This is a genomic window from Thalassomonas sp. RHCl1 (genome assembly GCF_947387555.1).
GTDB lineage: Bacteria > Pseudomonadota > Gammaproteobacteria > Enterobacterales > Alteromonadaceae > Thalassomonas.
Genome location: NZ_CANDNZ010000012.1, coordinates 94,291 through 109,475 on the forward strand (window position 1 = coordinate 94,291; position 15,185 = coordinate 109,475).

At 49.5% G+C, this 15,185-nt stretch carries 6 protein-coding genes; 3 read left to right on the plus strand and 3 right to left on the minus strand.

Annotated elements, in window-relative coordinates:
• Positions 1-59: 59 nt before the first annotated feature.
• Entirely contained in the window at positions 60-2,132 is a 2,073-nt protein-coding gene (gene dinG / locus QL234_RS25310; RefSeq protein ID WP_281560540.1) for an ATP-dependent DNA helicase DinG, read from the plus strand.
• A 94-nt stretch (positions 2,133-2,226) separates the two neighbouring features.
• Here the strand turns inward: dinG and QL234_RS25315 are convergent, their stop codons facing one another.
• A complete protein-coding gene (locus QL234_RS25315; RefSeq protein WP_281560541.1) occupies positions 2,227-5,502 on the minus strand; it encodes a S8 family serine peptidase in 3,276 nt (1,091 codons plus the stop codon).
• A 913-nt stretch (positions 5,503-6,415) separates the two neighbouring features.
• Between QL234_RS25315 and QL234_RS25320 the strand changes: the two genes are divergently transcribed.
• Positions 6,416-9,064: a DUF6701 domain-containing protein gene (locus QL234_RS25320; protein WP_281560542.1), complete on the plus strand. Its 2,649-nt coding sequence runs from the start codon at positions 6,416-6,418 to the stop codon at positions 9,062-9,064.
• Positions 9,065-9,277: 213 nt separating this feature from the next.
• Positions 9,278-13,048, plus strand: a complete 3,771-nt coding sequence (locus QL234_RS25325; RefSeq protein WP_281560543.1) for a DUF6701 domain-containing protein — start codon at positions 9,278-9,280, stop codon at positions 13,046-13,048.
• Positions 13,049-13,081: 33 nt separating this feature from the next.
• Here QL234_RS25325 and QL234_RS25330 read toward each other — a convergent pair whose 3' ends face one another.
• Both QL234_RS25330 and pdsO read right to left on the minus strand, forming a co-directional pair.
• Complete coding sequence (locus QL234_RS25330) at positions 13,082-13,918, minus strand: penicillin-binding transpeptidase domain-containing protein (RefSeq protein WP_281560544.1); 837 nt, start codon at positions 13,916-13,918, stop codon at positions 13,082-13,084.
• 271 nt (positions 13,919-14,189) lie between these two features.
• The gene (gene pdsO, locus QL234_RS25335; RefSeq protein ID WP_281560545.1) at positions 14,190-15,008 is read right to left on the minus strand and encodes a sortase-associated OmpA-like protein PdsO; all 819 of its coding nucleotides are present in this window, start codon (positions 15,006-15,008) and stop codon (positions 14,190-14,192) included.
• Between the last annotated feature and the right edge of the window lie 177 nt (positions 15,009-15,185).

The window sequence follows — 15,185 nt, forward strand, 5'->3', positions numbered from 1 at the left end:
AACACAGGTGTTAACCACCATAAATAAACAACCTTGAAGATCAGGAAACCAACGCAGGCATGTTAAGCGATAAGTTAAAGCAAGCAATCAGACAAGCATATAAAGCCATAGGTGAAAACTTGCCTAACTTTAATCCCCGCAAACAGCAAACCTTTCTGATAGCGGAAATTGCCAAAACCCTGGCGGGCGACTATGACAAAGCCCGTAAAATCATCACCATAGAAGCCGGTACCGGTACCGGAAAATCTCTGGCTTACAGCCTGGGCTCCATCCCAATTGGTTTATCGAGACAAAAGAAAGTCTGTATCTCCACCGCCACCGTCGCCCTGCAAGAGCAGCTGGTGGATAAAGATCTGCCTTTTTTAAAAAAACATTCCGGGTTAAATTTTAAGTTCACCCTGGTCAAAGGACGCCAGCGTTATGTTTGCCGGCAAAAGCTCAGCCATGCGGTAACCACAGACGACCCCCAGGCGGGTTTTACCTTTGCCGAAAAACCCAAAGCCAGCGATATCAAAACCCTGAACAAGATGTTCAAAGCCCTTAATGACGGCAGCTGGTCGGGCGATATCGACTCCTGGCCGGAAAGCGTACATCATAATATCTGGCAGCAGATCCAAAGCGATAAACACAGCTGCCTGCGCCACTTATCCGAGCACACTCATTGTCCGTTCCATAAAGCCCGCGACACCATGGATGAGTCGGATGTGCTGGTGATTAACCATAGCCTGCTGCTGGCCGATTTAGATCTGGGCGGCGGCGTGATCTTACCGTCACCGGAAGATACCTATTATATTATCGACGAAGCCCATCACCTGCCCAAAGTCACCCGGGATTTTGCCAGCGCCAGCGTCACCGTTAAAGGGGCGATCGACTGGCTCGGCAAGCTCAGGGAAACCGGCGATAAAATTGCCAAACTGATCAAGTCACAACGGGCTATTGCCCCGTCAATCAGCCTGGCGGATGATTGCCAGGATTTGCTGGTAGAGCTGCAAAAAGTACACACTTTTATTGAGAATAACCAAAGCGTTTATTTTCATTCCGAAGGCGTCTACCGCTTTGAAAACGGCATCTTGCCAAAAACCCTGAAAACCTGGTCCGCTGATATCAGCGAACTCAGTAAAAAAGCCCTCGGCCATATCAACAAACTCTACGCCCAGCTGATGGAATCGGTCAAAGACGGCGATACCCAAATGTACCTGGCAGAGCCTTTGCTGGCTGAAGCGGGTTTTATGATCTCACGGTTGGAAAATTTCGCCGCCCTGTGGCAGATGTTTGATAAAACCGACAGTGAAAAAGGCGCCCCGCTCGCCCGCTGGATTGAAAAATTAGAAGGCAAACGCCAGGACTACCTGCTGTCCGCCTCGCCGATAGAGGTAGGTTTTACCTTGGAAGACAAGCTATGGAGTCAATGTGAAGGAGCGGTATTATGCTCGGCTACTATCATGGCGCTCAATTCTTTTGATCATTTCCGTTTCCAGGCGGGACTTAAAACCAATGACGGCAGCCAATACCAGCAGGTAAGCTCACCTTTTGACTATATCAACAAGGCCAGGTTAGTGATCCCGAAAATGCGCTATGAGCCCAGCGCCGATCAGTTCACCGATGAGGTGATCACTAAATTACCCGCACTGCTAAAACAGGGTAACGCCTCCCTGGTGTTATTTTCTTCCTACTGGCAGATGGACAAAGTCGCCACGGCGCTGAGAGACAAACATAAGCTCGATATTCAGGTACAGGGAGAGCAGTCGCGCCAGCATATTATCGATTTGCATAAAAAGCGTTGCGATAAAGAGCAAACCAGCATTATTTTCGGCACCCAGAGCTTTTCCGAAGGGCTGGATTTACCCGGTAAATACCTCACCAATTTGATCATTACCAAACTGCCGTTTTCCGTACCCACTTCGCCGGTAGAAGAAGCACAGGCGGAATATATTACCGCCAAAGGCGGCAATCCCTTTATGTCGATTTCGGTGCCGGAAACCTCGAAAAAGCTGATCCAGGCCAGCGGCCGCCTGCTGCGCAATGAAAAAGACGAAGGCATTATCACCCTGATGGACCGGCGTGTGGTCAGCAAACGTTACGGCAAGCAGCTGCTCGACTCCCTGCCGCCGTTTAAACGCATCGTTGAATAAAAATGTCCTGGTCACGCCTGCTCATCCATGAGCCTGTGAGCTTCACCCTAAAGATAATAAAGGGGCGGAACTACGCTCCGCCCCTGCCATAAGGTTAGGATTTCACCACAGCGATCACGGTATTAAATATCGCTTCCCCGATACCACTACCGCTGGATGAGATCGGACAAACAATAGGCTGTCCCGCCGGTATTTCAATGGCAGCATCGCTATCGCAGTTAACCCCTTCTTCAGGCGCCAGAGTCTCTGTGCCCAGCACCACCTGGCGCAGATCGTTAATCGCGCCGCTACCTGCGCCGATACCTATCACCTTAATATCTTTATCCTTCAAGGCAGTGATGGTTTCGGCAAAGGTGGGTCCTGGATAACCTATAATGGGCTCAAGATCCGAGTTCGAATCATTCTTGACATGAAAACTGGCATCGGTCCAAAGGATCATTATCCGGATCGGCTTCAAACTGTCCACCGGCGACTTACGGAAAGTAGCCCCTTTACCGGCAGCAATATTGGCACCGCCATGTCCGGCCACCGTCTGGCCTGCCCCCGTAGCTCCCTGGAACAGCGCCACCAGCTGGCTCTCTCGAAGATCATTGCCGCTGCGGATCGCCAAGGCATTGATAGCGTTAACAATGGGCTTGGCACCTGTGGCATCTTCAATACTTTGTATATCCAATACCCGGTTATAGGCCCGGTCTGTGGCCGCCCCCCACGGCGTGATCGGATAATCCTCAAATTGAGCCAAACCGATATGGATATTTAATCCGCTGTCATCAAGTTCATCGACCAGAGAAGTCGCCTCAGCGCGAAAAGAAGCCAGGTCATCGCCGAAACTGCCGGAAGTATCAACCACCATAAAGACATCAACCGGCACCAGCAAAAATTTAATCGCCGCCCCCAGGTCCACTATCTTGCCGCTGATGGTGTTCACTCCTGCATTCTTGGTAGCCGTTGCCAGCAGAATTTTTCTTAACTGTTTCAGCTCCAGCGCACCATCGGTTGCCAGCATAAGCCCGAGCGAGCCCGCCGTTAACGGTGAAGAAAAAGAGGTGCCATTAACCCGCCGGTAATCTGCGGCATCGAGCGGGGCGGTAAAGTCCGTTGGTGCATAAACCGATACCCCGGGGGCCGCAATATCAACACCTGCCCCGGTATTGGTAAAGCTGGCCGCAGCTGCGGTGTCCGGATCGGCCGATGCATCCGTCGCCCCCACGGTCAAGACATTATCGGCATTGATGTTGGAAGGATAAGAGTCGGCAACCGCAAGTGAACTGTTACCGGCAGAGAGCACAAACATCACATCGGGATGCGCGTTAAACCGGCCGCGGTAAAAGTTTGTCAGTGCGGTGAAGGTGGCATCAGAGGCACCGAAACATTGCCGCTCGGTTTTTGCGCTGGCAACCGTCGCCTGTGCCTGTAGCGTTGCCACATGCACCAGCGTCTGCGCTTCATTGGCTGCGTTCACCCGCAACTTGATGCGTGTACCGCTTGAACGAAGCACAGCCCCGCCCACTAAGGTCGCCAGGGCAGCTGCCGTACCCGCAGGCGCTCCCGGATTAAGAAAGACAATCACAGTATCTACCGGCAATGCGCTTTTACGTGAACCGCCAAAACTCATATTGATAACTTTGGCACCGGCGTTGACCATACGTGAAATCAGTGTCTGGTTCGCTATTAAAGTAGAGCCCAGTCGCCGGGTATCAAGTTTGTACGGCACACTTGAGCCGTCGGCCGAATTATCGGTGACTCCCCCGAGTATGCCGTTGGTTTGAAACGCACCGCCGCCACCGGCTTTATTACCGGCCCCTATGACCCCGGCAACGGCCGTACCATGATCTTTGCTACCGGTACTACACCCGGCCCGGGCCGCCCAGCCGGCATCATTGCGGGTTGAACCGCCGGTAAATGCCACACCATCAAATTCACCATGCCGCTGAAAGCCCCGATCGAGCACCCCTACCACCACAGGCGAAAACTTATGTTTGGCATCGAATAAAAGATCCCAGGCATCAGAGGCCCTGATTTGCTCGTAAGCACTTTTATCTGCTGCCGGCAAGGCCTGTGCATCGTTGCCCGCGGCAGTAGGTTCAAGTACCGAGTCTGTGGTGTAATTGCGTATCGCCAGGACCACCCTGGGATCAATCAGCAAAGCATCAATAATGAGATCAAGTGCTTCTATGGTCAACGTGGGCACCCTCAGCTGATACAGGTTAGCGGTCGGTGCAAAACCTACCACTTCTCCCGACTGGCTTGCCGCCAGGCTTTCGGCTGTTGTTATATCCTCGCCGTCAATAAGGGACACCAGTACCTCGTCGACAGCAAACTCCGCCCCTTCACTGCTGACAAGTTTGTCATCCGGGGTCGGGCTGAAGAAAGGTTCAAGATCCGTGCGCACCAACACCAACTCAGACTGGGTTCGCCGCATGGTGCCACGGTAAGCAACAGAAACCCGGTATCTCAGTACACTCGGGCTTGACACCAACACGTCAAGTTCAGTGGTGAAAACCAAATCCCCCGCAGTGCTGTCGCCGTTACTGCCGTCATCAAACATAGTGGCGGCAACCGCCAGCCTGCCGTCTTCCTGCACCTGCAACAAACGGACACTTGCCGGGATCAAATTATCATCCGGCGCGACCCTGGCCGCAAACCTGACCGTGGTTGGCGTATCAACAAACACCAACGCCGGGGTGGCGACAACGGATTCAACCCGCTGCACGGCGTAAGACGGCGCTGTCGTTAACACAGCAAGGCCAAACGCCAGCATGAACTTTACCTTGTGGTACCTGACCCGTTTAGCGCGCATCACAACGAGTATTAACAAGGCGATCAGGGTAATGAGCAATACCGATGGCTCAGGCACAGAGGTATCTAAGGGAGTAAAGTCAAACTGATCCAGGGTAAAAGATCCCCCAAAAGGATCGCCTTCAAAAATCACCCGAGAAATGCCCAAGGCAGAGCTTAGCGACAACAGTTCATTCGGTGAAGATCCGGCCTCACCGCTAAGTGCCATATTATTGAAAAAACTTGAGGTGTCGGTATCAAGCAGCGAATTGCTCAAATCAAACGCTGCCGCACTCAGCCCCACGCTATAGGTAAATAACCCCGAGACACTGAATACCGGCGTATCAAACAAAACCTCAATCAGGCCGAATTGGTCAAAGACGACATTATCTCCGGATACAGGCGGAAACTCAAACTCGTTCAATGAGATGCCTGCGGTCAAAACCGTTGCTCCGGAAAAAGTAAGCCCGGGATACTGGGTCGTCACAGCTTCCAGATCAGAAAGGGTATCAAAGGTTATCGGTATCGCAGTTGCTAACGCGCTGGTCGTTAGCATTATCGCCGCGAATATGGCTCTAATGAGTCTAGTCATGGCAAAACCTCCTTACATTATCAGTTTGCCGACATGTGCAGTTTTGTAGCGTGTTCTTTTGCGGCGGACAGCCCATATTCCCACCACTTTTGGTGGTTTTATTCCGCCAGAGCCCGAGAAAATTTCGTTAGTTTTTGCCGGTTCATGCACGTTAGCAACAAACGTAAATGAAACAGCGCGCTTCCTCCTTAGTGTTGTCAGATATGAGCTTAGATAGTGTAGACAAGTATCAGCGTGATGTACGTAAATCTTCGTACAAACTAAAATATGCGATTTGCCCTGCTCTTCGTCTCTGCCTCTTTTACCGCTCAATCAAGGCCCGGCTTAGAGCAAGAAAATTTCCGGCTTATTTCAGTGGATACTTATCTTTGTATGTAATCTCAAAGCTTGTTTGCATAACATCATGGCCGCTTGTTCCGGAAAATTGGCGATATAAATCCCCTTGCCTGAACAAGCCACCATGTCCCTCATTAAAAGTGCAACTTAGAGAGTAAATCACTCACCCGAAAGCGATTAAAATCTCAGGAAATTCAACACAGCAGAGCAAGCCACTGAATTTTCTTACTTTTATCTTTTGAAAATAGTTAACTTGGTCGGCAAACATTCAGTGCCGGCAATAAGCTATACAGCCAGTATTTAAGGACGGCATTAACTAAAATGCTATCAGGATAAAGATTGGGGCAACAACGCGATACCTTGATGCCAGAAGCTTGGAGAAGTCTTTGTTTTTATGGTAGGTTACCTAATTGAAGAGTTATTACTTTAATTGATTTTGTTTTATTTCAGCCTTCACTTTAACCATAAAGCACACTGAATTAACAAGATTTGCGACCCGATACAGATCCAGGATAAATAAATGTCTTCCCGTTTGTTACTTTTTTTTATTCTTTTCCTCATGCCCTTATCTGGCGCAATGGCTACCGAGTGTTCCGCTGTCTTCACATCTGATGAATCATTTTCTGTAAACGGCGCTTCAACCATTAACAACACTAATGTCTGTAATAACGGCAGTTGTGACACCCCCAGCAGTTTTAGCACAACACCACCACCTTCCCTGTCTGGCCGCCCCAATAATTTTAACGCTACCGAGATAAGTAGTGGAGCGACTAAATATAATAACTGGACCCTGCCCGCTAATGGTGAAATCACCTTTAACGGCTCAGGCACGGCCGTACTTTATTTTGTCGGGGGGCTGAGCATACCCGAAGGCACTCAACTGAATGTCGGCGGGGATCCGGCCAATGTATTAATTGTTGTTTCAGGAAGTTTAACTATCGCGCAAAATACGCAAATAAACGGCAACATCTATGTGTCGGGCAGCGCTTCGTTACATAATAACATCACCTATAACGGAGGGCTTGCGGTTGGCGGCGCTTTGTCGGTAAGCGATAACGGTAACTACAACTTTTCTCCCGCCTATGTCAATAATATAGATGCCGCAGACTTTTGCGAACAAACCGTCACTCAGGTGCACCATTATGAAATCATCCATAACGACCGGGGTTTGACCTGTAAGACAGAAGAAATCACCATCAGGGCCTGTGACGTTAGCGATTGTACAACCCTTAGCAATCAGAATGTCAGCTTAGATTTTCTTGTTGATAATGTGGTCACCCCCGTCAGCTTTTTAGGCAGCACTACGGTTAATTTACAACACCTAACCCCGGGTACGGTAACCTTGTCGCTGGACAATACCATACCGGGAACTGCTAATGACCTGCTCTGCTCTGCAGCCGACTGTCAAGTCACCTTTGCTGATGCCGGTTTTGTTTTTTCCGCCATAAACAACCAGGTGGCGGGCGTGCCTTTTTCGGATATCACCCTGCAAGCCGTACGGGCCGGTGATGACGGTAACGGCGGCGTATCCTGTGATCCCAACCTGGATTTTAATGATGCGACCATAGACATAGATCTTGCACAGGAAAATATCACCCCTTCAGGGACTTCAGGACTGGAATTCTTTATCGGGGACGATGACACAGCCTTGCAAAAATACCCCGGTTCCAGAGCGGTATCGCTGAAATTTCTCAACAGTTATGCCACACTCAGCAAGCCCAATTACCTCGATGCCGGCGAAATACAATTACGTGCCAGTTTTGACACTGCTACCGGCGGAAATATCACCGGCATCAGCAACCGTTTCTGGGTCAGCCCGAGTATGCTCAAACTCAGCGCACAGGCCAATGACACAGATATAGATGCCACTGCTGTCACAGCCAGCCCTACCCATAAAGCCGGAAACGCCTTTGATCTTAAAGTTACTGCGGTCAATGCCTCAGGCGATAACACAGAGAACTACTCCCCCGGTCAACTACAGCTCAAACTGACCAGAACCGCTCCCAGCAGCGGTAGCAACGAAGGCAACTTAACCTATGCAGAGGGGGAGCAGATCACATCCGCACTGACCGCCAGTTTTAAAGACGTCACTTTAAGCAGTTTTATCTCCGGCAGCTCAAGTTATGATCAGGCCAGTTACTCCGAGGTCGGACTTATTAATCTGGATGTGCAGGACAGCAACTATGGCAACAGTAATATAACGGTGCCCGCCGACGCCATAGCCATAGGCCGCTTTATTCCCGATCATTTCACCCTGGTGGATAACCCTGCAGAAATCTCGGGTTGGTGCGGCAGCACCAGCACCAAATTCACCTATATGGACCAAGCCCAACTGCATGTGGATTATGCACTTGAAGCACGCAATAAAGCCGGGGAAATAACAAAAAACTATTTCGACCATGCCGATCCCGATCAAGATTATGCCAGAGCCAGTGTAACCCTGGTGGCAGAAAATAATAACAGCGGTGACGGTGAAAGTTTCCCTGCCAGGATCTCGGCTTTTAGCGGCAGCTGGATTGAAGGCAGCTATCAACCGGCAAATACCACAGCTGCTTTTCCAAGAATCAGCACACCTGCCGCCGCGGTCGACGGGCCTTTTGAATTGCTGCAATTAGGCTTAACCCTGACAGATGAAGACGGACCTGTATTGGCCGAGCCTTTCGATATGCTGGCAACAGAAGCAGGCCCATGCACCCGGGATGAAGACCCGATAACCGACTGTAATGCTATCCAACTCTCCGGTAGCGCTAAACTGCTTTATGGCCGCTGGTATATCGAAAATAACTTTGGCCCGGAAACCACCAACCTGCCTATGGTGATGTCGCTGCAATACTGGAACGGCAGCAGCTTCGTCACTAATCTTGATGACAGCTGTACCACCTACAACGGCGAAACCGTCAATAATTATGCCTTTGACAACAGCAACCTTAATCCGGCCCTGGCGGATGATCCCGGCATAGCAGCCACCACAGGCACAGGCACTTTCATTAACGGCAGCAACAGCCATAGCCCGTTGATGCTGACCGCCCCCGGCGCCGGCAATGTCGGCCACACCTATTATATCTACGGCGGCAGCAATAATATCACCCCTGACTGGTTAAAATATGACTGGGACAACGAGGACGGAGATTTTGACGGCCCCTATGACGATAATCCCAAAGGCCTGGCCAGTTTCGGCCAGTATCACGGTAATGACCGTATTCTCTACTGGCGCGAGGTAGATTAACTCTCCCGGTTACCGGGCTTTGTCCGGTAACTTCCCTCCCAACTATTAACTTCCCTTTACCACTTGCGAATGAAATTTCTTGATAAGCAGTGGAAATTTCAAGATTTATTGGTCTTCCCCTCATTTACCACCATACTCAAATAAGCTGGTAAGCAAAAACGTCAACTCATTTAAAAAATTAACATTAGCCATTAAGCCACAAGGAAGGAAAGAATGTCATTTCGCCTGTTACTCTTTTTTATTCTTTGTTTATTTCCCGTGTTTATTACCCAGGCTACCGACTGCACCGATGTATTCCCGGGTCCGCAAAGCTTCGCGGTAAAGGGCAGTCTGAGTACGGAAACCGGTGTCACCTGTAACGGTAGTAGCTGCAGCGCCGCCAGCTTTACCGAAGTAACTTTAAAAAGCATCAGTAACGGCGGCGACTTTAATGGCAGTACCATATCAGACGGGGTTACCGATTATAACGGCTGGGGCCTGGGGGACAATTCCACCGTCACCTATAACGGCACCGCTAACGGCACGGCGGTGCTCTATTTTAAAGATAACGATGTTGTGCTAAAAAAAGGGGTAAAAATCAATCAGGGAGGCGATCCCGCCAATGTCTTACTGGTGTTCAAGGGCAAATTAAAAATAGAGGAAAATGCCAGGATCAATGCTTTTATTTATGTCAAAGGCAATGAACTGACCATAGAAAAAGACTCAGAGATAGATGGCGGCATAGCAGCCAAAAAAGATGTCATTCTCAAAGAGAACAGTAGCTTTACCTATACGCCATCGGATTTGAATAGTCTCGACTCCCAGGGCTTTTGTGATCAGGCAGCAGTGACCATAGATCATTATCAAATCACTCACGACGGCAGCGGCTCCGTCTGCGAAGCTGAAACGGTTACCATTAAGGCCTGTCTCGACGGCGGCTGCTCAAGTTTAAGCACAGATGCCGTCACCTTAGACTTTCAGGCAAACAGCATAACCAAAACGACAACAACCTTTACCGGCAGCACCAGCTTTACGTTCGACCATACCACGGCAGAAGTCCTGACGCTCTCGGTGGCCAACCCGAGCATCACCCCGACCAATGCACTTGAATGCGACAGCGGTGGCGGCAACAGTTGCGATATCAGTTTTTCTTCAACCGGCTGCAGCAACGTCTGCGCGGCCTATTTCCCCAACACGGTACAGGGACATGATGTCGGCAGTTTATTAAAATTTAAAAACAATGGCCAAGTATTGGGGGATGCCGATAACCTGTTCGCCTTTCCCTCTCTGACCGATGAAACCGATGCCAGCCACGATACCTGCGGCAGCACAGATTGCACTATTTCCAGCACAACCGCCCCGGCCCTGACCCTGCCGGCATTTGAAACCACCTCAACCACCACAGATATAGCTTTGTCCGCCGGCACCTCCACCATAGGCCCGGGTGGCGATTACGATATGACTGAAATTGATCAGCTCAGTTTAACCAGTAATGCCAATGTCACTTTTTTGTCTTCGCCAACCGACTATAAAATTACCACCGGTTTGTTTCACAACAATTCCGTTATTACCCTCAATGCCGGCACATATTGGTTCGACTTTCTCGAAATATTCAATTCCAGCCAGGTGATAGTCAATGGTCCGGTGATTATTTATGTCAACCAACATTTCGACATCGAAAACAACAGCCTGGTGAATGTCAACGGCGTTGCCCGAAACCTGGTATTTATCGGTTATGAACAAATCCACTTAAAAGGAGATGCACAGGTAAAGGCGGTGCTCTATGGCGCCGGTCAGGATGTGCACATTCAAAATAACGCCGTCCATACCGGGGCGATATCGGCAAACGGCACCCTGGAAATTAAAAACTCGGCATCCGTCAACCATGAAGGTATTGCCGGTTTGACCCTTGACGGACTCTGTGAAACTGTTGCAGATATTCACCATTATCAAATTATCCATAATAACCAGGGATTAACCTGCGCCGATGAAGAGGTCACCATTAATGCCTGTGAAGTGGCCGACTGCTCGGTGTTAAGTACACAGAACGTCACTATGGATGTCTACGTCGGCACCAAGAAAATCGCCGACACCCTCACCTTCCAGGGCACCAGCACCTTTGACTTTACCTATGCCATTGCCGAAACCGTCTCTTTTTCACTGGATAATGTCAGTCCCACTGCCACAGATGATATCGAATGTTCTTATGCCAACTGTGAAATCACCTTCACCGATGCCGAATTCTCGTTTTCCGAAATAACCAACCAGGTAGCAGGGGTAGAATTTACCGATATTATTCTCACCGCCACTAAGTCTAAACGTGCCGGCGCCGGATTTTTCTGCATCAGCGACGATACCTTTGTCAGTAAAACCGTGACCATAGACTTAGCCCAGGAAAATATCGCGCCAACAGGCACCAGCGGCTTGTTATTTACTTTAGATGAAGATGCCACCAGCCTGGCTAAATACCCAGGTTTTACCGCGGTAGATTTGGTATTTGATGCCGATGCTCAAGCCATAATTCCCAAACCTAACTATAAAGATGCCGGGCAAATACGTCTGCAAGCCAGTTATAGCAACGGCGGCACCGATATTACCGGCGCCAGCAACAGCTTCTGGGTCAGACCCGATGCCCTCAAGTTAAACGCACAGGCCGATGGCAGCAACCTGGATGCCACCACAGTTGACGCAAGCCCCGTACACCAGGCCGGCGCCGATTTTGATTTTGACGTCACCGCCGTCAATGCCGACGGCAACACAACCCAAAACTATACCCCCGGGCAAATACAATTAATGTTGCAAAGAACCGGCCCCACCTCAGGCAGCAATGAAGGTAATTTTACCTATGCCGCCAGTAATAGTCTGCCAAGCTCCCTGACACCGGCCTTTGTCGATGTCACCTTAAGTAGTTTTTCTGCCGGCAACTCCAGCTTTAGCAGTGCCAAGTATTCAGATGTCGGTTTACTTAACCTGGATATACAGGACAACGCCTATGGCGACGGCAGCCTGACGGTACCTGGCGCCGCCCTGGATATCGGCCGATTTGTCCCCGATCATTTTACCCTCTTCAGCTCCCAGGTTTCAGGCTGGTGCGGCGCAGGCGATCCGGATAACTTCGTGTATATGGACCAGAGTGAACTGGAAATCAGCTATCAGCTGCAGGCCTTAAACCAGGCGGGAGAAGTCACCAAAAACTACTTTGACCATGTAGATAATGCTCAAGATTATGCCAAAGCCGGTATCAGCCTGGCGTTGGAGAACAATAACGACGGCGAGGATTTATCATCACGTTTATCCGGTTTTTCCAGTAACTGGGTTGAAGGGGTTTATACCCTGGAAGACGTCAAAGGCAATTTTAGCCGTGCTGCTGTCGATCCCGATGGCCCGTTTGAAGTTCTGCTATTTGGCATCAGTGTGGATGACGGCGAGACGCCAACGCCGGTCTCTTTGCTTACCGGCCTGGATATGCGCGTCGATACCAATGATACTTGTACCACTGACACAAACCCGGCCACCGATTGCAACGCCAAACAACTCAGCGGCAGCGCAAACATACGCTTTGGCCGCTGGTTTGTTGAAAATAACTTTGGTCCGGAAACCTCAGATCTGCCGATGGTGATGTCGGTGCAATACTGGAATGGCACAGGTTTTATCACCAATGAAGATGACAGCTGCACAGCTTATAACGGAGAAACCCTTAATAACTATGCCTTTGATACTACAGGCTTGAACCCGGCTCTGGCCACAAGTCCGGGCATATCCTCAGGCAGCGGAACTTTCATTAACGGCAGCAACAGCATCACCCCCTTGATGCTCACCGCCCCCGGCGCAGAGAATGTCGGTAATACCTATTATATCTACGGCGGCGGCAATGATGTTACCCCGGATTGGTTGAAATATGACTGGGACAGCGACACCAATCATGATAACAATCCCCAAGGCCTGGCCAGCTTTGGCCAGTACCGCGGAAACGACCGTATTCTTTACTGGCGTGAGATTAATTAACCGGTCCTTGGTACTTGCCGTTATCACCAGAGACTAAATAATATCCAAAGCCTTTAAATGTGCCCTCGCCAATGCCGGCCGCTTTTGCTGGACCTCGGCAAAGGTTTTGCCTTCAACATGAAAGGCAAAATAAAAAGTGCCGTTATTGTTTTCAACAAAACCGACATACCAGGCAATATATTGCTGTTTGCCTATCGAGCCGGTGCCGGTCTTAGCAAAAAGCTGATAACGTGGCCCTTCTTCAACGAACATCAGATCTTTTAATTTACCGATACTTGCCTGGGATAAGGCAAAGTCATTATTTTTAAGGGCCCGTAAAAAATGCACCTGCTCGATGGCGGATATTTTCAAACTGCCGTTTAGCCAGAAGTTATCTAAGCCCGAGCTGATATCCAGGTTGCCGTATTGAAACTTTTGCATATAAGCCGCCATTTTTGCCGCGCCGATTTCCCCCGCCAGTTGACGGTAAACAGGTACCACGGAATGTTTAAAGGCGCTTTTTAGGTTATGTGCTTGCTGCCAGCTTTTTGGCCACCAGACCTGAAGGGGATATTTTGCCTTATCATAACGCAGTGGCTGGTAAATACTCGTCACCGTACCGGTTTCCAGCGCTATCATCGAATTGGCAATTTTAAAGGTGGAATAAGGCGACCGGGCTTGTGCCGCCCTGCCCGGATTAACCTTTAGCAGCGCATCATGGTCTTTTGTTTTCGAAGCTAAGTTGCTCTGGCTAAGCAACACAAAAGTGCACTGGTTTTCAGGATCATTACAGGGAAGCTCAGCAGCAGCTTTCGCCTGGCAGCTAGTGGTTGCGGCCATTGCGCTGATGGCGGTAATAAAACATAACGGGGCCAATCGGGACTGGGACAAAATAGTTTCCTTTACTTTATTATTTTACTTTAATAGAGAGCTGTTATAGAGAACTGTTATAGCAAGCTGTGATAGCAAACATACAATAAAACCGGGCTTTGCTCTCTCCTCAAAACCCGGCTTTCACTTATTGTCTTTCTTTACTTTAACAGTTTGCTTTAGGTACTTTATTTAAGAAAAATGTTGTTAACTTTATTATTAGTATATCCTCTGAGGATACACAGCCTCACCTCCTTACTATCCTGATTGTTAGCTTACTTTGTCACAGAGATTAGTTCTTTGCGGTTTGCTCCAGGTTTTGATGTAACTTCACCACCACACGGCGATCATAAAAGCTGACTTCTTTTTCGGCATTGGCCACCACAGGCGCATTTTCACCGTGGGCATAAGTTTGGATGCGGCGACCGGCAACCCCTTGGGCTACCAGGGCATTTTTAACCGAATCCACCCGGGCAACGGACAAGTTATGATTCAAGGTCTCATCCCCTTGTAAATCGGTATAACCGGAAAGATCTATCGACAAGGCCGGCGAGCGTTTGAGCAAATTCGCCAACGCCGCAATTTGCTCCTGATAGTGCGGGGCGATGTCGCTGGAGCCGGTCGAAAACTGCAGGCTCATTAACAGGTTCTCCGCCTGCAGCTGCCCGGTTGCCTGATAGCTTTGCTGCAGCGCCAATAACTCTGCCTGATAGGCCTGCTCTGCCAGTTCAAGCTTACGGTTAAGGGCCATCAGACTATGTTCCTGCTCTTGCTCCTGCTCCATTAAGGCCAGTTCAAGCTGATCCACTTCCTCGGTGGCATTGATGTTTTTAGCGATAAAAGTACCGGCAATACCAGTCACAAAAGCCCCCGCCGGACCGCCAAATATCGCCCCTAACACCATGCCGGTGCCTAAGCCCACTTCTTCACGTACTTTAGCCGACGCCTGTAATTCCTCCTGGGTTTTCATATCGGTGGCAAAACTGTTTGCGCTCACTAAAGGTGCGCAGCTTAAAGCGCCGATAAGCAGCATATTGATCATTTTTACTTTACCGCCGGCTTTTTTGTCCAAGTTGCTGTTTGAAGCTGAAAATGTAGTGTTGTTCATCATGGTATCCCCTGTTCGTTGCAGTCATGTTAGTTGCATTAGCTCTTTGCTTGATGACTCCTATTAAACAAGGTAAAAACGGCACTACTCGGACGCAAAAAAGGCAATTTGCCGGGAAAATGTGGCAACAAAATGGCAATTTCAATAAAACAGCGCAGTAACGAATATTTTTCGTTATAG

Excerpts from the sequence above, each read along its gene's own strand:
- dinG (WP_281560540.1), top strand. The coding sequence starts at position 60 with ATGTTAAGCGATAAGTTAAAGCAAGCAATCAGACAAGCATATAAAGCC.
- QL234_RS25315 (WP_281560541.1), bottom strand. The coding sequence starts at position 5,502 with ATGACTAGACTCATTAGAGCCATATTCGCGGCGATAATGCTAACGACC.
- QL234_RS25320 (WP_281560542.1), top strand. The coding sequence starts at position 6,416 with ATGGCTACCGAGTGTTCCGCTGTCTTCACATCTGATGAATCATTTTCT.
- QL234_RS25325 (WP_281560543.1), top strand. The coding sequence starts at position 9,278 with ATGTCATTTCGCCTGTTACTCTTTTTTATTCTTTGTTTATTTCCCGTG.
- pdsO (WP_281560545.1), bottom strand. The coding sequence starts at position 15,008 with ATGATGAACAACACTACATTTTCAGCTTCAAACAGCAACTTGGACAAA.